The following is a 17,787-nucleotide window of genomic DNA, read 5'->3' as shown; positions in this document are numbered from 1 at the left end:
ACAGATTGCCTGCTCCAGCAGCCATGAAGTGTTGGGCAAAAACTCTATCTCGTTGAATTTGAAGGAAATAAAAATCAGGCACGGCTTGTGCTTTGTCTCTTGGCAAGCAAGGTCGCGGGTGTTCGCGATCCAACAGCACGAGCAGAGAGCCATGTCCCAAGACGTCATTTCCGCCCCCTATGCCCTGGGCATCCCGGACGCCCACATCATCCGCAGCGATGCCGAGGCCATCGAGGTCGCCCACCGCGTGGCAGCCTTCCTGCTGGAGGGCGACGCCGAGCGCGACCGTACCCGCGAGGTGCCGCCGGAGGTGGTGGACGTCTTCTCCAACAGCGGCCTCTGGGGCATCACCGTGCCCAAGGTGTTCGGTGGCGCGGAGGTGAGCTACGCCACCCTGGCCGAGGTGATCGCCATCATCTCCGCCGCCGACGCCTCCCTCGGGCAGATCCCGCAGAACCACTACTGCCTGCTGGAAGACATCCGCCTGCAGGGCACCTACGAGCAGAAGCGCGTGTTCTTCGGCCTGGCGCTCAAGGGCAACCGTTTCGCCAACGCCCTGTCGGAGACCGGCGGCAAGAACGTGCAGGACATCCAGACGCGCATCCGCCGCGACGGCGACGCTCATGTGATCAACGGCCGCAAGGGCTACTGCACCGGCTCGCTCTACGCCCACTGGCTGGCGGTGCTGGCCGTCGACGAGGACGACAAGGGCCAGCTGGCCTTCGTCCAGCGTGGCAGCGAGGGGTTGGTGGTGGTCGACGACTGGTCCAGCATCGGCCAGCGCAACACCTCCAGCGGCACGGTACTGGCGCAGAACCTGCGGGTGCCGGCCGAGCACCTGTTCCCCACCTACCGCTCCTACGAGAGCCCGACCCTGGCCGGGCCCTTCGCCCAGATCACCACCGCCGCCATCGACGCCGGCATCGCCCGCGCCGCCCTGCGCGACACCCTGGCCTTCGTCCGCGAGCACGCGCGCCCCTGGATCGACGCCGGGGTGGAGAAGGCCAGCGAAGACCCGCTGACCCTGATCCAGATCGGCAACCTGGGCATCCGCCTGGAGGCCGCCGAAGCCTTGCTGGAACGCGCCGGCAAGGTGATGGACGCCGCGCGCCCGGCGCCGGATGCCGACAACGTCGCCCTGGCTTCCATCGCCGTGGCCAAGGCCAAGGTGCTGACCACCGAGATCGCCATCGAGGCCGCCAACCGCCTGTTCGAACTGGGCGGCACCCGCTCCACCCTGCAGCAGCACAACCACGACCGCCACTGGCGCAACGCCCGCGTGCACACCCTGCACGACCCGGTGCGCTGGAAGTACCACATCGTCGGCAACTGGCTGCTCAACGGCGTCAAGCCGCCGCGCCACGACTGGTCCTGAGGCGCCCCATGAGCAAGCAGATCCGCCTCAACGCCTTCGCCATGAACACCGTCGGCCACCTGTCCCCGGGCCTCTGGCGCCACCCGCGCGACCAGGCGCGGCGCTACACCGACATCCACTACTGGATCGAGCTGGCGCGCACCCTGGAGCGCGGCAAGATCGACGGCCTGTTCATCGCCGACGTGCTGGGCGTCTACGACGTCTACCACGGCGGCCCCGAGCACGCCCTGCAGCACGCCGCGCAGGTGCCGGCCAACGACCCGCTGCAACTGGTGCCGGCCATGGCCGCGGCCACCGAACACCTGGGCTTCGGCGTCACCGCCTCGGTGTCCTTCGAACACCCGTACCCCTTCGCCCGGCGCATGAGCACCCTGGACCACCTGACCCGTGGCCGTGCCGGCTGGAACATCGTCACCTCCTACCTGGAAAGCGGCGCGCGCAACATCGGCCTCACGCAGCAGCCCAACCACGCGCAGCGCTACGCCCTGGCCGCCGAGTACCTGGAGGTCTGCTACAAGCTCTGGGAAGCCAGCTGGGAGGATGACGCCGTGGTCGCCGATGCCGAGCGCGGCGTCTACGCCGACCCGGCCAAGGTGCACCCCATCGCCCACAAGGGCGCGCACTTCCAGGTGCCCGGCTTCCACCTCAGCGAGCCCTCGCCGCAGCGCACCCCGGTGCTCTACCAGGCCGGCGCCTCCAGCCGGGGCAAGGCCTTCGCCGCCGGCAACGCCGAGTGCGTGTTCGTCGCCGCGCCCACCCGGCACATCCTCCGCAACCAGGTCGCCGACCTGCGCCGCCAGGCCGAGGCCAACGGCCGCAAGGGCAGCGACCTGCTGGTGTTCAACCAGCTCACGGTGATCGTCGCGCCCACCGACGCCGAGGCCCAGGCCAGGCTGCGCGAATACCGCGAGTACGCCAGCCAGGACGGCGCGCTGACCCTGATGTCCGGCTGGACCGGCATCGACTTCGGCCAGTACGCGCCGGACCAGGTGCTGCGCCAGGTCGAGAGCAACGCCATCCAGTCGGCGGTGGACGCCTTCACCGCCGCCGACCCGAGCCGCACCTGGACCACCGCCGAGATCGCCGACTACTGCGCCCTGGGTGGCGACGGCCCGCTGCTGGTGGGCTCGCCGCAGAGCGTCGCCGACGAACTGCAGGCCTGGGTCGAGGAAACCGACGTCGACGGCTTCAACCTCTCCAGCATCGTGGCGCCGGAAACCTTCGTCGACATCGTCGACCTGCTGGTGCCGGAGCTGCAGGCGCGCGGGCTGTTCAAGCGCGAGTACGAAACCGGCAGCCTGCGCCACAAGCTGTTCGGCCAGGGTGACCGCCTCGCCGAGCCGCACCCGGCGGCGCGCCTGCGCAGAAGGGGCGACGCATGAACGAACTGCTCGCCAACCTCGACTGGGTGGAGATCGGCCAGGCCTGCATCGACACCCTGACCATGCTCGCCCTGGCCCTCGGCTTCACCGTGCTGCTGGGCCTGCCCCTGGGCGTGCTGCTGTACCTCACCGGCAAGAAGCAGTTGCACGAGAAACCCGGCTTCTACCGCCTCGCCTCGGCCCTGGTGAACATGCTGCGTTCACTGCCCTTCATCATCCTGCTGATCGTGATGATCCCGCTGACCACGCTGCTCACCGGCACCTCCCTCGGCGTCGCCGGGGCCATCCCGCCGCTGGTGGCCGGCTGCACGCCGTTCTTCGGCCGCCTGGTGGAAACCGCCCTGCGCGAAGTCGATCGCGGCCTGGTGGAGGCCACCCAGTCCATGGGCGCCAGCACCTGGCAGATCATCTGGCACACCCTGCTGCCCGAGGCGCGCACCGGGCTGATCGCCGCCGTCACCGTCACCGCCATCGTGCTGGTGGACTACACCGCCATGGCCGGGGTGATCGGGGGCGGCGGGCTCGGCGACCTGGCCATCCGCTTCGGCTACCAGCGTTTCCAGACCGACGTGATGGTGGTCACCGTGGCCCTGCTGGTGGTGCTGGTACAGGCCCTGCAGATGAGCGGCGACCGCCTGGTGGTGCGCTACAGCCGCCGCTGAATCCCTATCCCGCGCGGCAGCCGGGTCCCGCTGCCGAACACGGCCCCACGTCCGCCCCACGACGGCCAACCCAACACTGCCCCAGGAGCAACACCCATGAAAAAGGCTATCGCCGTACTGGCCGCCGTCGTCGCTTTCACCGCCCAGGCGGGCGAGAAACTGGTGGTGGGCGCCACCCCCGTGCCCCACGCGGAAATCCTCGAATTCGTCAAACCTGCCCTGGCCAAGGAAGGGGTCGACCTGGACATCAAGGTGTTCACCGACTTCATCCAGCCCAACGTGCAGCTGGCGGAGAAGAACCTCGACGCCAACTACTACCAGTACCGCCCGTTCCTCGATGAGTTCAACAAGAGCCGCCACACCGACCTGGTGCCGGTGGTGGGCATCCACATCGAGCCCTTCGGCGCCTACTCCACCAAGATCAAGTCGCTGGACGAGCTGAAGGACGGCGCCTCGGTGGCCATCCCCAACGACCCGGTCAACACCGGCCGCGCCCTGGTGCTGCTGCACGAGGCCGGGCTGATCAAGCTGAAGGACCCGAGCAACACCCTGGCCACCCAGCGCGACATCGCCGAGAACCCGAAGAAGCTGAAGATCCGCGAACTCGAAGGCGCGCTGCTGGCCCGCTCGGTGAGCCAGGTGGACCTCGCCTTCGTCTTCGCCAACTACGCCCTGGAAGCCGGCATCGACACCAACAGCGCGCTGATCGTCGAGAAGGGCAAGGACCTCTACGCCGAGTTCCTCGTCGCCCGCCCCGACAACCGCGAGGACCCGGGCGTGCAGAAGCTGGCCAAGGCGCTGAATTCGCCGGAGGTCCGCCAGTTCATCCTCTCCCGCTACAAGGGCCAGATCGCCCCGGCGTTCTGACTCACCGGCCCCGTGCCGGCCGCCCTCCGGGGTCAACGGCGCGGGGCGTAATCCGCAACCCAAGGCCACACCATGACCAACGAAACCGAACCCAAGGTTCTTCGTGATGAAGCACCGCCGCTACACCCGGCGGCGCTGATCGAGAACGATGCCCAGGCCCTGCTCGCCGCCCACGAAGTGGCGAAGCTGGCCAAGGAAGGGGCTGCACACCGTGACCGCGAACGCCTGCTGCCCTGGCGCGAGCTGGAACTGTTCACCCGGCTCGGCCTGGGTGGCATCCGCATCCCGCGCGCCTACGGCGGCGCCGAGGTGTCCTTCGTCACCCTCGCCGAGGTGTTCCGCATCCTCTGCGCCGCCGACCCGGCGCTGGGGCAGATCCCGCAGAACCAGTTCGGCCTGCTCAGCGTCATCGAGTACGTCGGCAGCGAGGCGCAGAAGCGCAAGGTCTTCGCCGGCATCCTCGAAGGACGCCGCCTGGCCAATGCCGGCCCCGAGCGCAACACCAAGCACACCCTGGAAATCAAGGCGCGCATCACCCGGGGTGACGCCGGGCTCGAGGTCAGCGGCGAGAAGTTCTATTCCACCGGCGCGCTGTTCGCCCACTGGGTGGCGGTCAAGGCCATCGACGACAGCGGCGTCGGCGTGCTCTCCCTGGTGGAGCGCGGCGTGCCGGGGCTTGCCATCGTCGACGACTGGTCCGGCTTCGGCCAGCGCACCACCGCCAGCGGCACCGTGCGGCTGGACCGCGCCCCCGTGGCCGACGACCTGGTGTTCCACAACGGCCGCCTGGCCGAGGTGCCGAGCATCCAGGGCGCGCTGTCGCAGCTGATCCAGGCGGCCATCGACGCCGGCATCGCCGAGGCCGCCATCGACGACGCCATCGCCTTCATCCGCGAGCGCTCGCGGCCCTGGGTCGACGCCGGCGTCGAGCGGGCCAGCGAGGAGCTCTACACCATCGCCGAGATCGGCCGCCTGAAGGTCGAGCTGAACGCCGCCAACGCACTGCTGGAACGTGCCGGCCAGGTGCTCGACGAAGTCGCCGCCGCGCCCATCGATGCCGAGGCCGCCGCGCGCGCCTCCATCGCCGTGGCCGAGGCCAAGGTGCTCACCACCGAGGTCGCGCTGCTGGCCAGCGAGAAGCTGTTCGAGCTGGCCGGCAGCCGCGCCACCCTCGCCGAGTTCAACCTCGACCGCCACTGGCGCAACGCCCGCGTGCACACCCTGCACGACCCGGTGCGCTGGAAGGTCCACGCCGTTGGCAACTACCACCTCAATGGCGCCTTCCCGGCGCGTCATTCCTGGATATGAGGCAGCGCCCATGACCCTCCTGCAACCGCAACAGGGCCCGGCGGTGGCCATCATCCGCGACGACGCCGAGGCGCTGGCCGTGGCCCGCCAACTGGCCGGGCAATTCCGCAGCGGCGCCGCCGAGCGCGACCGCGAACGGCGCCTGCCCCATGCCGAGCTCGACACCTTCAGCCGCTCCGGCCTGTGGGGCATCACCGTGCCCCGTGAGTTCGGCGGCGCCGGCGTGTCCCGCGTCACCCTGGCCCGCGTGCTGGCGATCATCTGCGCCGCCGACAGCTCCATCGGGCAGATCCCGCAGAACCACTTCTACGCCCTCGAAGTGCTGCGGGTGAACGGCAGCGAGGCCCAGCAGCGCCGCCTGTTCGGTGCCGCCCTGGCCGGCGAGCGCTTCGGCAACGCCCTGGCGGAGATCGGCACGCGCACCTCCAACGACCGCATCACCAAACTGGTCGCGGATGGCGATGACTTCCGCATCCAGGGCCGCAAGTTCTACTGCACCGGCGCGCTCTACGCCCAGCGCGTGCCGACCCTGGCGGTGGGCGAGGACGGCCACCAGCATTTCGCCTTCGTCGAACGCAACGCGCCGGGGCTTTCCATCGTCGATGACTGGTCCGGCTTCGGCCAGCGCACCACCGGCAGCGGCACCGCGATCTTCGACGACGTGCCGGTGGCCGCCGAGGACGTGGTCTCGTTCCAGGCCGCCTTCGAGCGCCCGACCACGGTCGGCCCCTTCGCCCAGATCCTCCATGCCGCCATCGACGCCGGCATCGCCCGCGAAGCCTACGAGGACGCCCTGGCGTTCGTGCGCACCCGCTCGCGGCCGTGGATCGACTCGGGGGTGGACAAGGCCAGCGAGGACCCGCTGACGATCCACGAGTTCGGCCGCCTGGCCATCCGCCTGCACGCCGCCGAGGCCATCCTCGACCGCGCCGGGCGCATCCTCGACGCCGCCACGGCGGAGCCGACGGCCGAGAGCGTGGCCGCCGCCTCCATCGCCGTGGCCGAGGCCCGCGCGCTGACCACCGAGGTCTCGCTCAGTGCCGGCAGCAAGCTGTTCGAACTGGCCGGCACCCGCGCCAGCCTCGCCGAGCACAACCTCGACCGCCACTGGCGCAACGCCCGGGTGCACACCCTGCACGACCCGGTGCGCTGGAAGTACCACGCGGTGGGCAACTACTACCTCAACGACGTGCTGCCACCGCGCCGGGGGACGATCTGATGGCGCGCAAGCAGATCCTCCTCAACGCCTTCAACATGAACTGCGTGGGGCACATCAACCACGGCCTGTGGACCCACCCGCGCGACCGCTCCACGGACTACCGCAGGCTCTCCTACTGGACGGAGCTGGCGCAGCTGCTGGAGCGCGGGCTGTTCGACGGGCTGTTCCTGGCGGACATCGTCGGCGTCTACGACGTCTACCAGGGCAACGTCGACCTGACCCTCAAGGAGAGCATCCAGCTGCCGGTCAACGACCCGCTGCTGCTGGTCTCCGCCATGGCCGGGGCGACCCGCCACCTGGGCTTCGGCCTCACCGCCAACCTCAGCTACGACGCGCCCTACCTGTTCGCCCGGCGCATGAGCACCCTGGACCATCTCAGCGAAGGCCGCGTGGGCTGGAACATCGTCACCGGCTACCTGGAAAGCGCGGCGCGGGCCATGGGCATGACCCGGCAGGTGGAGCACGACCGCCGCTACGACCAGGCCGACGAATACCTGGAGGTGCTCTACAAGCTCTGGCAGGGCAGCTGGGAGGAGGGCGCGGTGCTGGGCGACCGCCAGCGGCGCATCTACGCGCAGCCGGAGAAGGTGCACAAGGTCCACCACCACGGCGAGTTCTACGACGTCGAGGGCTACCACCTGTGCGAGCCCTCGCCGCAGCGCACGCCGGTGCTGTTCCAGGCCGGCTCCTCGGCGCGCGGCCTGCGTTTTGCCGGCGAGCACGCCGAGTGCGTGTTCATCAGCGGCAACAACAGGGCCGCGACCCGTGCCCAGGTGGACAAGGTGCGTGCTGCGGCCGTGGCCGCCGGCCGTGATCCGCAGGCGGTGAAGGTGTTCATGGGCATCAGCGTGATCGTCGCGCCCACCGAGGCCGAGGCCCGCGCCAAGCATGCCGAGTACCTGGCCCACGCCAGCGCCGAGGCGGGCGTCGCCCACTTCGCCAGCTCCACGGGCATCGACTTCGCCGAATACGGCCTGGACGAGCCCATCCGCCCGGTGAAGACCAACGCCATCGAGTCGGCCACCAACAAGCTGCGCGAAAACAGCCTGACCCGTCGCCAGCTCCTGGAACAGCATGCCCTGGGTGGCCGCTACATCCTGCTGGTGGGCTCGCCGACCCAGGTGGCCGACGAACTGCTGGCCTGGGTCGACGAGACCGGGCTGGACGGCTTCAACCTCACCCGCATCGTCACCCCGGAAAGCTACGCCGACTTCATCGACCTGGTGATCCCCGAGCTCCAGGCCCGTGGCGCCTACAAGACCGCCTACGCCGACGGCACCCTGCGCCACAAGCTGTTCGGCGCGGGGGATCACCTGCCGGCGGACCATCGGGGAGCCCGTGTGGGAGCGAATACATTCGCGAATCGGCCCGAAGGGGCGACCCCGGACTCCCAGGGAAAGGCTGCGCCTTCCATCGCGAATGAATTCGCTCCCACGACCTGAACCCATTACCCAAGGATAGAAACCATGCCCAAGCACACCCTCAAGACCCTGGCCCTCGGCCTGCTGCTGGCCGGCGGCATCGCCCAGGCCGCCGACCAGCCCCTCAAGCTCGGCACCACCGCCGCCTTCGCCCCGCCCCTGGAAGTGGCGGTGGAGGAGGCCGCCAAGCAGGGCCTCAAGGTCGAGCTGGTGGAGTTCACCGACTGGAACACGCCGAACATCACCCTGGCCAACGGCGACATCGACGCCAACTACTTCCAGCACACGCCCTTCCTGGAGAACGCCAACAAGGAAGGCGGTTTCAAGCTGAAAGCCTTCGCCCCCGGGGTGATCAACAACGTCGGCCTGTATTCGAAGAAGTACAAGGCCATCGCCGACCTGCCCGAGGGCGCCAAGGTGGCCATCGCCAACGACCCCATCAACGGCGGTCGCGGCCTGCAGCTGCTGCAGAAGGCGGGCCTGCTGAAGCTCAAGGAGGGCGTGGGCTACAAGGCGACCCTGGACGACATCGTCGACAACCCCAGGCACATCGACATCATCGAGCTGGAGGCCGTGCAGCTGGTGCGCGCCCTGGACGACGTCGACCTGGCCCAGGGCTACCCGCACTACATCCGCCTGGCCGGCACCCTCGACCCCAACAGCGCGCTGCTCTTCGACGGCATCGAGAACAAGGAGTACGTCATCCAGTTCGTCACCCGTGGCGATTACCAGGACGACGGCCGCCTGGCGAAGTTCGTCGACGTCTACCAGCACTCGCCGCAGGTGCGTGCGGCGCTGGATAAGGCCCACGGTTCTCTCTACCAGCCCGGCTGGCAGTGACGCCCCTGGGATAGGCGTGGGAGCGAATTCATTCGCGAAAGGAGCGCGCAGCGCGCCCAGGGTGACCCCTGCAGGGCAGCCCTGCGGCCTGCATCGCGGATGAGTCCGCTCCCACGGTTCTTGCGTCGCTCAGCATGTAGCCCGGGCTACTGACTGCGAAGCGTTTTAGTGGATCCCCGCGTTCGCGAGGATGACCGGAATGGAGAGGTCCCGCCCGCCCCGTCATTCCCGCGAACGCGGCAATCCAGTGAACAGCCAATGGGGTAGGCGAGGCCGCGGAGCCTGGCTTCACACCTGAATCAGAGAGGCCCTTATGGTCAGTTTCAACCGCAACATCAGCCTGGACCTGCCGCACATCCGCCTGCAGGGGCTGGGCAAGGCCTACCCGGGCAGCCAGGGGCCGGTGCAGGCATTGCAGGGCATCGACCTGGAGATCCGCCGGGGTGAGGTGTTCGGCATCATCGGCCGCAGCGGCGCCGGCAAGTCGTCGCTGATCCGTACCCTCAACCGCCTGGAGAAGCCCTCGGTGGGCCAGGTGGTGATAGACGAGGAAGACATCGGCGCCTTCGACGAGAAGCAGCTGGTGCTGCTGCGCCGCCGCGTCGGCATGATCTTCCAGCACTTCAACCTGATGTCGGCCAAGACCGTCTGGCAGAACGTCGCCCTGCCGCTGAAGGTGGCGGGCGTGGCCAAGGCCGACATCGAGCGCAAGGTCGCCGAGCTGCTGGCCCTGGTGGGCCTGGCGGAGAAGCGCGACGCCTACCCGGCGCAGCTGTCCGGTGGGCAGAAGCAGCGGGTCGGCATCGCCCGCGCGCTGGTGCACCAGCCGCAGATCCTGCTCTGCGACGAGGCCACCTCGGCGCTGGACCCGGAAAGCACCCAGTCGATCCTGGCGCTGCTGCGTGACATCAACCGGCGCCTGGGCCTGACCATCGTGCTGATCACCCACGAGATGGGGGTGATCCGCGAGATCTGCGACCGCGTGGTGGTGCTGGAGCGCGGCCGGGTGGTGGAGCAGGGCGAGGTCTGGCAGGTGTTCGGCGACCCGCAGCACGCGGTCACCCGTACCCTGCTGGGCACCCTGCGCCATGAACTGCCGGATGATCTGCAGGATCGACTGACCGGCGAGCCGGTGCCCGGCGCCGACCTGCTGCTGGACCTGCACTTCACCGGCGCCAGCGGCCGCGAGCCGGACCTGCTGGCCATCACCCAGGCCCTGGGCACGCGGGTGAGCCTGCTGCATGGCGGCATCGACCGCATCCAGGGCCGCGCCCAGGGGCACCTGCTGGTGCGCATCGCCGATGTGGGGCAGGGCGGTGCCTGGGTGCTGGAGCAGGCCCATCACCTGGCGGACAAGGCGGAGGTGCTCGGCTATGTCGCCCATGCTTGACCGCCTGCTGCAGGGCATTCTCGACACGCTGCTGATGATCGGCGCCTCGTCGCTGATCGTGTTCCTGGTGGGCATACCCCTGGCGCTGGTGCTGGTCACCACGGGGCCGGGCGGGATCTTCGAGGCGCGCCTGGTCAATCGCTCGCTGGGCAGCGTGGTCAACGTGCTGCGCTCGATCCCGTTCCTGATCCTGATGGTGGCGCTGATCCCCTTCACCCGGCTGATCGTCGGCACCAGCTACGGCGTCTGGGCCGCCGTGGTGCCGCTGACCATCGCCGCCACGCCGTTCTTCGCGCGCATCGCCGAGGTGAGCCTGCGCGAGGTGGACTTCGGCCTGGTGGAAGCGGCCCAGGCCATGGGCTGCCAACGCCGCCACATCATCTGGAACGTGCTGCTGCCGGAGGCGCGGCCGGGCATCGTCGGCGGCTTCACCATCACCCTGGTGACCATGATCAACTCCTCCGCCATGGCCGGTGCCATCGGCGCGGGCGGCCTGGGCGACCTGGCGTATCGCTACGGCTACCAGCGCTTCGATACGCAGATCATGCTCACGGTGATCATCCTGCTGGTGGTGCTGGTGACCCTGATCCAGTTTGGCGGTGATCGCCTGGCGCGGCTGCTCAACAAGCGCTAGAAAAACTAACTGCGTTGCCGCTGCGGCGTTGAAAACGGCTGCCTCGTCTACGTTTTTCAATGCCTTGTTAAGTGGGCGAAGGCTCCTCGGGCGTGTCGGGCACCTCGCGCTTCACGTAGCGATGGGCGCCGCAGCGTGTGCAGCGTTGACAGAGCATGGGCTCGGCGCCCACGTCGGTTTCGTGTCCTTCGGTCCAACTGCATCCGAACAGAAAGCAATGGAGTCGCATGTAACCTCCCGGGGCTCGCCCCGATCAACCAGGCAGGGGTTGGGGTGCAGTGCATGCGCCTTGTTGTTGTGCGTGTCGGCCAGGGGAGCATCCGCGCTGCGGTCTAGAACGGACAACCTAAATTGCCGGCGGCGGGCGATCCGCCACTTCAGGGTGTTGCGCATCAGCGGTTCCTCTCGCGGTCCAGCAGGCCTTCCAGCCAGTCGATGAAGGCCCGCACGCGGCGGGGCAGGTGGCGGTGGGCGTAGAGCAGGTTGAGCGGCAGCGGCGGCGCCGGGTAGCCCGGCAACAGCTCCAACAGGGCGCCGCTGGCCAGGTGCTCGCGCAGGCCCATGCGTGGCGCCTGGATCAGCCCCAGGCCGCCGAGGCAGGCGCCCTCGTAGGCATCGGCGTTGTTCACCGTCAGGTTGCCGGCCATGGCCACGCGGTGGACCTTGCCGCCCAGCAGGTACTCGAAGCCATCGGGCCGAGCGCCGAGCACCGGCAGGTAGTGCACCAGGCGGTGCCGGGCGAGGTCGTCGAGGCTGTGCGGCGTGCCGTGGCGGGCCAGGTACTCGGGGCTCGCGCAGTTGACCATGGGCATGGCGCCGAGGGCGCGCGCCACCAGGGTCTCGTCCACCAGGTTGCCGGCGCGCAGCACGCAGTCGAAGCCCTCGCGCACCAGGTCGACGCGGCGGTCGGTGCCGCTCAGTTCCAGCTCCAGGCCCGGGTGGGCGTCGAGGAACTCCCCCAGGTGCGGCATCACCACCTGGCGGGCGATGCGGCTGGGCATGTCCACCCGCAGGCGGCCGGCGAGCACTTCGCCGTCCTGGCGGAACATGCCCTCCAGCTCGTCCATCTGCGCCAGCAGCGCCTTGCTGCGTTCATACAGCGCCAGGCCATCCTGGGTCGCCTGCACCTTGCGCGTGGTGCGTTGCAGCAGGCGCGCGCCCAGCAACTGCTCCAGGGCCTGCACCTGTTCGGAGACACTGGAGCGGGGCAGGCCGAGGCTTTCCCCGGCCTGGGTGAAGCTGGACAGCTCGGTGACCCGGGCGAAGGTACGCAGCAGTTCGAGCTTGTTCATGGCCCGCTCTCGTTTGTTCGGTTGGGGCGATCAGTATTTCCGATTTGGCGGCGTTTATCAGTATCCTTCCGGACAATAAGCTGGCTCCACTTCCAACCCATCCAGGAGCCCCCCATGACCCGCAAGATCGCACTCATCACCGGCGCCAGCCGTGGCCTCGGCAAGAACGCCGCCCTGCACCTGGCGGCCCAGGGCGTCGACATCATCGGCACCTACCACAGCAAGGCGGACGAGGCCCAGGCCGTGGCCCGCGAAGTGGAGCGCCTCGGTGGCCGCGCCCGCATGCTGCGCCTGGACGTGAGCGACAGCGCGGGCTTCGGCGCCTTCGCCGCCCAGGTGAGCGAGACCCTGCAGCGGGACTTCGGCCGCGAGACCTTCGATTTCCTGGTGAACAACGCCGGCATCGGCATCCACGCCAGCTGCGCCGAGACCACCGAGGAGCAGTTCGACACCCTGGTGAACATCCAGCTCAAGGGGCCGTTCTTCCTCACCCAGAAGCTGCTGCCGGTGCTGGCCGACGGCGGACGCATCATCAACGTCTCCACCGGGCTGGCGCGCTTCTCCCTGCCGGGCTACGGCGCCTACGCGGCGATGAAGGGCGGCATCGAGGTGTGGACCCGCTACCTGGCCAGGGAGCTGGGCCCGCGCGGCATCACCGTCAACGTGCTGGCCCCCGGCGCCATCGAGACCGACTTCGGCGGCGGCGTGGTGCGCGACAACAGCCAGGTCAACGGTTTCATCGCCAGCAACACCGCCCTGGGCCGTGTCGGCCTGCCGGACGACATCGGTGGCGCCATCGCCATGCTCCTCTCCGACGGTGGTCGCTGGATCACCGGCCAGCGCATCGAAGCCTCGGGCGGCATGTTCCTCTGATCGACCCCAGGGAAAACAGCGGCTGCGCTTCTGGACACCCGGGCGGCGGTTCCAGGCAAGTCCCGGCCCGCCGTCCTGCCTATGGTGGCCGCTCGATTCCGCCAAGCCTGGAGCTCACATGTCCGATTTCATCACCGTCCTGCGCGAAACCTGCCCCGTCCCCGTGGTCGACGCCACCAAGTGGAAACGCATCGGCGGCGACCCGCACACGGTCAACCTCAACGCCTACCTCTCGGCCGACGGCAGCAAGATCATGGGCACCTGGATCTGCACCCCCGGCACGTTCGAGGTGAACTACGAGAAGTGGGAGTTCTGCCACTTCCTCGAGGGCTACTGCATCATCACCCCCGAAGGCGAAGCGCCGGTGCACCTGCGCGGTGGCGACGTCTTCGTCATCGAACCGGGCATGAAGGGCACCTGGGAAGTGGTGGAGACGGTGCGCAAGTACTTCGTCTTCGCCTGACCGTGAAACGCTGGGTGCCGGGCGTGGCACCCAGCTTCACGGGGCGTCGGGTGGATGGCGCTTTTTCATCCGGCGGAGTCGGGACCGGCACAGGCTTATGCCGGGGCCTCGCATTGATGGGTTTCGCGGAGCTCGCGGAACGCCGCCCGCCCATCCTACGGTGAGGTTTCCCGCCCTCACCCCAGGCTCAGGCTCCCCTGCTTGCAGCACCTCATCAACGCCGCCTCCAGCTTGCGGTCCGGCATCGCATGGGCCCGCAGGCTGTTGACGGTCTTTTCCACGTAGTCACGGGTGGTGCCGTAGTGCCCGCAGGCACCGGCGAAGACCTGGGTGAGCACGTGGTCCGGCAGGGCGCCGGCGTAGCAGGGAAGGTTGCGCCGCAGCACGAAGCCCAGCGCCTGCACGCGCTGTCCATCGGCCAGGTGGCAGCTGAGCCAGCGCGGCTCGTAGCCGGCGTCGGGCATCTCGCGTTGCCAGAGGGCGAAGAGGTGTTCGTGCAACTGCTCGTCGGGCAGGCGGTAGGCGAAGCCCGCGCAGGAGCCGCCGCGATCGAGGCCCAGCACCAGGCCGGGGGATTCCGGGGTGCCGCGGTGGATCTGCGACCAGAGGTAGAGCCCGCGGTGATAGCCGTGGATGCGTGCCCGCCGGGTTTCCACCGTCGGGCATTCCGGCCGCCAGATCAGTGAACCGTAGGCGAACAGCCAGACCGGCCCGCCACGGTGGGCTTTCATCGTCGCTTCGAGGGAGGCCAGCAATTCGCCGGGTGTCAGCCGCACCGGCTGATCCAGCTGGGGCGGGTAGGGCGGGTGAATATCGTGCTGGCCTGACATGGATGACGCGTATCTCTCGGTGGTGCGCGGCACTGGCGAGGCCGCGCCCTTGTTGTACCAGTTGCGGGGCCTGTGGAGGAACGGGCAATCGTCGCCTGGACGTGATTTTTCGCTCTGCGGCCGTCGCTGTTGCTGCCGGGTCAGCTAAACACGGCCTCGACCCCTGGATAAAGGAATGAATGGCGATGCCCTGATAACCAGGGTGCATAAGTGAAACAGGCAACTGTTGCTGGGCGAACAGGCGATCAGCAGGCTGTCGCTGCAGCGACAGTTGAATGGCGGGGAGGAGGGCGCGAAGCCCTGTGGAGCGGGCTGCGGGCCCGCTGGCACGAGTGATGCAATATTCCTTGCAGAAAGCGAAAGCGTGGCCGGACCTTACTCGAAAGAATAAGCAGGGCGCGCCCAGCCACCCATCCAGCGGCAAGGAGCGACACCATGCACACCTTCACCTCGCGGGCCCGCACGCCCGGCAAACTGGCCCGCTTGTTCGGCCTGCTCGGCGCCTCGGCGGCCCTCGCGTTCGGCGCGTCCGCCGCCCAGGCCGAAGCGCTGCCCAAGGAGCTGCGCCTCGACTACGCCTACTACTCGCCCACCAGCCTGGTGCTCAAGCACTTCGGCTGGCTGGAGCAGGAAGTGGGGGCCGGCACGAAGGTCAGCTGGGTGCTGAGCCAGGGCAGCAACCGCTCGCTGGAATACCTCAACGGCGGCAGCATCGACTTCGCCTCCACCGCCGGCCTCGCCGCCGTGCTCAGCCGCGCCAACGGCAGCCCGATCAAGACGGTGTATATCGCCAGCCGCCCGGAATGGACCGCGCTGGCCGTGCGCAAGGACTCGCCCATCCAGAGCGTCGCCGACCTCAAGGGCAAGAAGATCGCCGCCACCAAGGGCACCGACCCCTACCTGTTCACCCTGCGCAGCCTGGAGCAGGCCGGTCTGAGCAAGGACGACGTCGAGCTGGTGCACCTGCAGCACCCGGACGGCCGCGTGGCCCTGGAGAAGGGCGACGTCGACGCCTGGGCGGGCCTCGACCCGCACCTGGCCGCGAGCCAGGTCCAGGCCGGCTCGCGCATCCTCTACCGCAACGTCGCCTTCAACAGCTACGGCGTGCTCAACGTCACCGAGCGCTTCGCCAAGGAGCACCCGCAGGCCATCGCCACCGTGCTCGGTGCCTACGAGAAGGCGCGCAAATGGGCCCGCGAGAACCCCGAGGAGCTGGCCCAGCTGCTGGCCAGGGAATCCGGCCTGCCGCTGGAGGTGGCGCGCCTGCAACTGTCGCGCACCGATTTCTCCAATGCCCAGCCGGGCCCGGAGCACATCGCCGCGCTCAAGGCCGCCGCGCCGATCCTGGTGACCGAGGAACTGGTGCGCCGTGGCGTGCAGGTCGAGCAGGTGGTGGACCAGCTGATCGACCCGGCCTTCAGCGCCCAGGCCATCGCCAGGCAGTGATCCGCACGTCCGCCGGGGCGCGTCCGCGCGGCCCCGGCATGGGCGCCTGCGGGACCACCCCGGCGCCGGGAGCAGAGACATGAACAGCAAGAGCAAGACCCTGCCGGCGAGCCCCGTCGGCACCTGGAAACCGACCTTCTCCGGCGTTGCCTTGCGGCGCCGCCTCAAGGGCCTGGCGATCCCGCTGCTGGCCCTCGCCCTGCTGGAGGTGCTGGTGCGCATCGGCTGTGTGCCGTCCTACCAGATGCCCGCGCCCAGCGAGATCGTCCTCACCCTGCGCGACCTCGCCGGCGGCGCCCTCTGGACCCATATCGGCGTCAGCCTGGCGCGGGTGGCGGCGGGCTTCGCCATCGGCGCGGTGCTGGCCCTGGGCGTCGCCGCCTGGGTCGGCCTGAGCCGCGAGGCCGAGGCCTACCTCGAACCCACCTTCGCCGCGCTGCGCGCCATTCCCAGCCTGGCCTGGGTGCCCTTGCTGCTGCTCTGGCTGGGCATCGACGAAACCTCCAAGGTGGTGCTGATCGCCATCGGTGCCTTCTTCCCGGTCTACCTCAACGGCGTGGCGGCGATCCGCAACATCGACCGCAAACTGGTGGAGGTGGGACAGATGTACGGCTTCGGCCCGTCGCGCCTGGCGCGACGCATCCTCCTGCCGGCAGCGCTGCCGGGGCTGTTCACCGGCCTGCGCAGCGGTCTCAGCCTGGCCTGGATGTTCCTCGTCGCCGCCGAACTGATCGCCGCCACCAAGGGCCTGGGCTACCTGCTCACCGACGGTCGTGAAACCTCGCGGCCCGACCTGGTGCTGGCCTCGATCATCGTCCTGGCGCTGCTGGGCAAGCTCAGCGACGGCCTGCTGGCCGCGCTGGAAACACGGCTGCTGGCCTGGCGCGACGCCTTCGCCGGCCAGGGCGGGGAGGGGTGAACATGGGTGAGGCATTGCTGGATATCCAGGTCGAGCGCAAGCAGTTCGCCGGCCATACCGTGCTGCAGAACGTGCACCTGACGCTGCGTGAGCGCGAGGTGGTGAGCCTGCTCGGCCCCAGCGGCTGCGGCAAGAGCACCCTGCTGCGCATCGTCGCCGGGCTGGAGCGCGACTACCTCGGCCGCACCCTGCGTGGCGAGGGTGAGGTGGCCTTCGTGTTCCAGGAGCCGAGGCTGATGCCCTGGCTCACCGTGGCGCAGAACATCGGCTTCGCCGACGACAGCGGCTATGACCGCGAGCGCGTGGCGCGGCTGATCCGCGAGGTGGGCCTGGAGGGCTTCGCCGACGCGTTGCCCAAGCAGCTTTCCGGCGGCATGGCGCAACGCGTGGCCATCGCCCGCGGGCTCTATTCGCAACCCCGCGTGCTGCTGCTGGACGAACCCTTCAGCGCCGTGGACGCCTTCACCCGCATGAAGCTGCAGGACCTCTTGCTGCAACTGGCCGAGCGCCATGCCATCGCCCTGCTGCTGGTGACCCACGACATCGACGAGGCCCTGTACCTGGGCGACCGCGTGCTGGTGATGGGCGCCCGCCCGGGCAACGTGCGCCAGGAGCTGGCCGTACCCCTGCCGCGCCCCCGCGACCGGCGCGATCCGGAGCTGGCGCGGCTCAAGGCCGAGGCGCTGACCGAGCTGCATCTGGCGCATGTGATCTGAGGGGCGGATGTAGGGTGGATGACGCTCTTTTCATCCACCAAACGGGCTCACCGGCGGGCATGGGATTTCCATCGCGGGTTTCACCGGCCCACGTCGAGAGCAGGCGGGCGACCACTGTGTGGAAACGGGCTCCGTAATGGTGGATGGGTG

The 17,787-nt window shown here is 68.9% G+C and carries 18 protein-coding genes; 15 read left to right on the top strand and 3 right to left on the bottom strand.

The features are described 5' to 3' along the window. Positions 1 to 151 precede the first annotated feature (151 nt). From ACYJSS_RS24570 to ACYJSS_RS24525, 10 genes are all read left to right on the top strand, one after another. Positions 152 to 1,375: an SfnB family sulfur acquisition oxidoreductase gene (locus ACYJSS_RS24570; protein WP_111264399.1), complete on the top strand. Its 1,224-nt coding sequence runs from the start codon at positions 152 to 154 to the stop codon at positions 1,373 to 1,375. Between the two features lie 8 nt (positions 1,376 to 1,383). After that, complete coding sequence (locus tag ACYJSS_RS24565; RefSeq protein ID WP_236206370.1) at positions 1,384 to 2,757, top strand: LLM class flavin-dependent oxidoreductase; 1,374 nt, start codon at positions 1,384 to 1,386, stop codon at positions 2,755 to 2,757. Then, positions 2,754 to 3,419 (top strand): methionine ABC transporter permease, encoded by a 666-nt coding sequence (locus ACYJSS_RS24560; protein ID WP_111264397.1) that lies wholly within the window; start codon positions 2,754 to 2,756, stop codon positions 3,417 to 3,419. The genes ACYJSS_RS24565 and ACYJSS_RS24560 overlap by 4 nt, the downstream gene beginning before the upstream one ends. Positions 3,420 to 3,515: 96 nt before the next feature. After that, complete coding sequence (locus ACYJSS_RS24555) at positions 3,516 to 4,286, top strand: MetQ/NlpA family ABC transporter substrate-binding protein (RefSeq protein ID WP_111264396.1); 771 nt, start codon at positions 3,516 to 3,518, stop codon at positions 4,284 to 4,286. 72 nt (positions 4,287 to 4,358) lie between these two features. Next, positions 4,359 to 5,594 (top strand): SfnB family sulfur acquisition oxidoreductase, encoded by a 1,236-nt coding sequence (locus tag ACYJSS_RS24550; protein ID WP_236206371.1) that lies wholly within the window; start codon positions 4,359 to 4,361, stop codon positions 5,592 to 5,594. 10 nt (positions 5,595 to 5,604) lie between these two features. Continuing rightward, positions 5,605 to 6,813 carry an SfnB family sulfur acquisition oxidoreductase gene (locus ACYJSS_RS24545; RefSeq protein WP_111264394.1) on the top strand — a complete coding sequence of 403 codons (1,209 nt, stop codon included), beginning with the start codon at positions 5,605 to 5,607 and terminating at the stop codon, positions 6,811 to 6,813. Beyond that, positions 6,813 to 8,255: an LLM class flavin-dependent oxidoreductase gene (locus ACYJSS_RS24540; RefSeq protein WP_111264393.1), complete on the top strand. Its 1,443-nt coding sequence runs from the start codon at positions 6,813 to 6,815 to the stop codon at positions 8,253 to 8,255. Before ACYJSS_RS24545 ends, ACYJSS_RS24540 begins: the two co-directional genes overlap by 1 nt. A gap of 24 nt (positions 8,256 to 8,279) precedes the next feature. Continuing rightward, positions 8,280 to 9,074 (top strand): MetQ/NlpA family ABC transporter substrate-binding protein, encoded by a 795-nt coding sequence (locus ACYJSS_RS24535; RefSeq protein ID WP_111264392.1) that lies wholly within the window; start codon positions 8,280 to 8,282, stop codon positions 9,072 to 9,074. Between the two features lie 313 nt (positions 9,075 to 9,387). Further along, a complete protein-coding gene (locus tag ACYJSS_RS24530; RefSeq protein ID WP_236206372.1) occupies positions 9,388 to 10,464 on the top strand; it encodes a methionine ABC transporter ATP-binding protein in 1,077 nt (358 codons plus the stop codon). Continuing rightward, a complete protein-coding gene (locus ACYJSS_RS24525; protein ID WP_111264390.1) occupies positions 10,448 to 11,098 on the top strand; it encodes a methionine ABC transporter permease in 651 nt (216 codons plus the stop codon). The genes ACYJSS_RS24530 and ACYJSS_RS24525 overlap by 17 nt, the downstream gene beginning before the upstream one ends. Before the next feature lie 67 nt (positions 11,099 to 11,165). Here ACYJSS_RS24525 and ACYJSS_RS24520 read toward each other — a convergent pair whose 3' ends face one another. Beyond that, entirely contained in the window at positions 11,166 to 11,327 is a 162-nt protein-coding gene (locus tag ACYJSS_RS24520; protein WP_305888072.1) for a PSPA7_2676 family Cys-rich small protein, read from the bottom strand. Positions 11,328 to 11,490: 163 nt separating this feature from the next. Next, entirely contained in the window at positions 11,491 to 12,390 is a 900-nt protein-coding gene (locus ACYJSS_RS24515; protein ID WP_236206373.1) for a LysR family transcriptional regulator, read from the bottom strand. A gap of 114 nt (positions 12,391 to 12,504) precedes the next feature. On the opposite strand from ACYJSS_RS24515, the gene ACYJSS_RS24510 reads away from it, so the two are divergent. Together ACYJSS_RS24510 and ACYJSS_RS24505 are read left to right on the top strand one after the other, a co-directional pair. Beyond that, positions 12,505 to 13,263: an SDR family NAD(P)-dependent oxidoreductase gene (locus tag ACYJSS_RS24510; RefSeq protein ID WP_111264388.1), complete on the top strand. Its 759-nt coding sequence runs from the start codon at positions 12,505 to 12,507 to the stop codon at positions 13,261 to 13,263. A 118-nt stretch (positions 13,264 to 13,381) separates the two neighbouring features. Further along, complete coding sequence (locus tag ACYJSS_RS24505; RefSeq protein ID WP_111264387.1) at positions 13,382 to 13,726, top strand: cupin domain-containing protein; 345 nt, start codon at positions 13,382 to 13,384, stop codon at positions 13,724 to 13,726. Positions 13,727 to 13,902: 176 nt separating this feature from the next. Here ACYJSS_RS24505 and ACYJSS_RS24500 read toward each other — a convergent pair whose 3' ends face one another. Then, positions 13,903 to 14,556 carry a gamma-glutamylcyclotransferase gene (locus tag ACYJSS_RS24500; protein WP_236206374.1) on the bottom strand — a complete coding sequence of 218 codons (654 nt, stop codon included), beginning with the start codon at positions 14,554 to 14,556 and terminating at the stop codon, positions 13,903 to 13,905. Between the two features lie 435 nt (positions 14,557 to 14,991). Between ACYJSS_RS24500 and ACYJSS_RS24495 the strand changes: the two genes are divergently transcribed. The 3 genes from ACYJSS_RS24495 (at position 14,992) to ACYJSS_RS24485 (ending at position 17,637) form a co-directional block, all read left to right on the top strand. Next, positions 14,992 to 16,002: an aliphatic sulfonate ABC transporter substrate-binding protein gene (locus ACYJSS_RS24495; RefSeq protein WP_236206375.1), complete on the top strand. Its 1,011-nt coding sequence runs from the start codon at positions 14,992 to 14,994 to the stop codon at positions 16,000 to 16,002. Positions 16,003 to 16,081: 79 nt separating this feature from the next. Beyond that, on the top strand, positions 16,082 to 16,921 hold the full coding sequence (locus ACYJSS_RS24490; protein WP_236206376.1) for an ABC transporter permease: 840 nt from the start codon (positions 16,082 to 16,084) through the stop codon (positions 16,919 to 16,921). A gap of 2 nt (positions 16,922 to 16,923) precedes the next feature. Next, entirely contained in the window at positions 16,924 to 17,637 is a 714-nt protein-coding gene (locus ACYJSS_RS24485; protein WP_178083036.1) for an ABC transporter ATP-binding protein, read from the top strand. Positions 17,638 to 17,787 lie beyond the last annotated feature (150 nt).

The organism is Pseudomonas sp. No.21, assembly GCF_054558415.1.
This window is presented reverse-complemented; position numbering and strand designations above follow the sequence as displayed.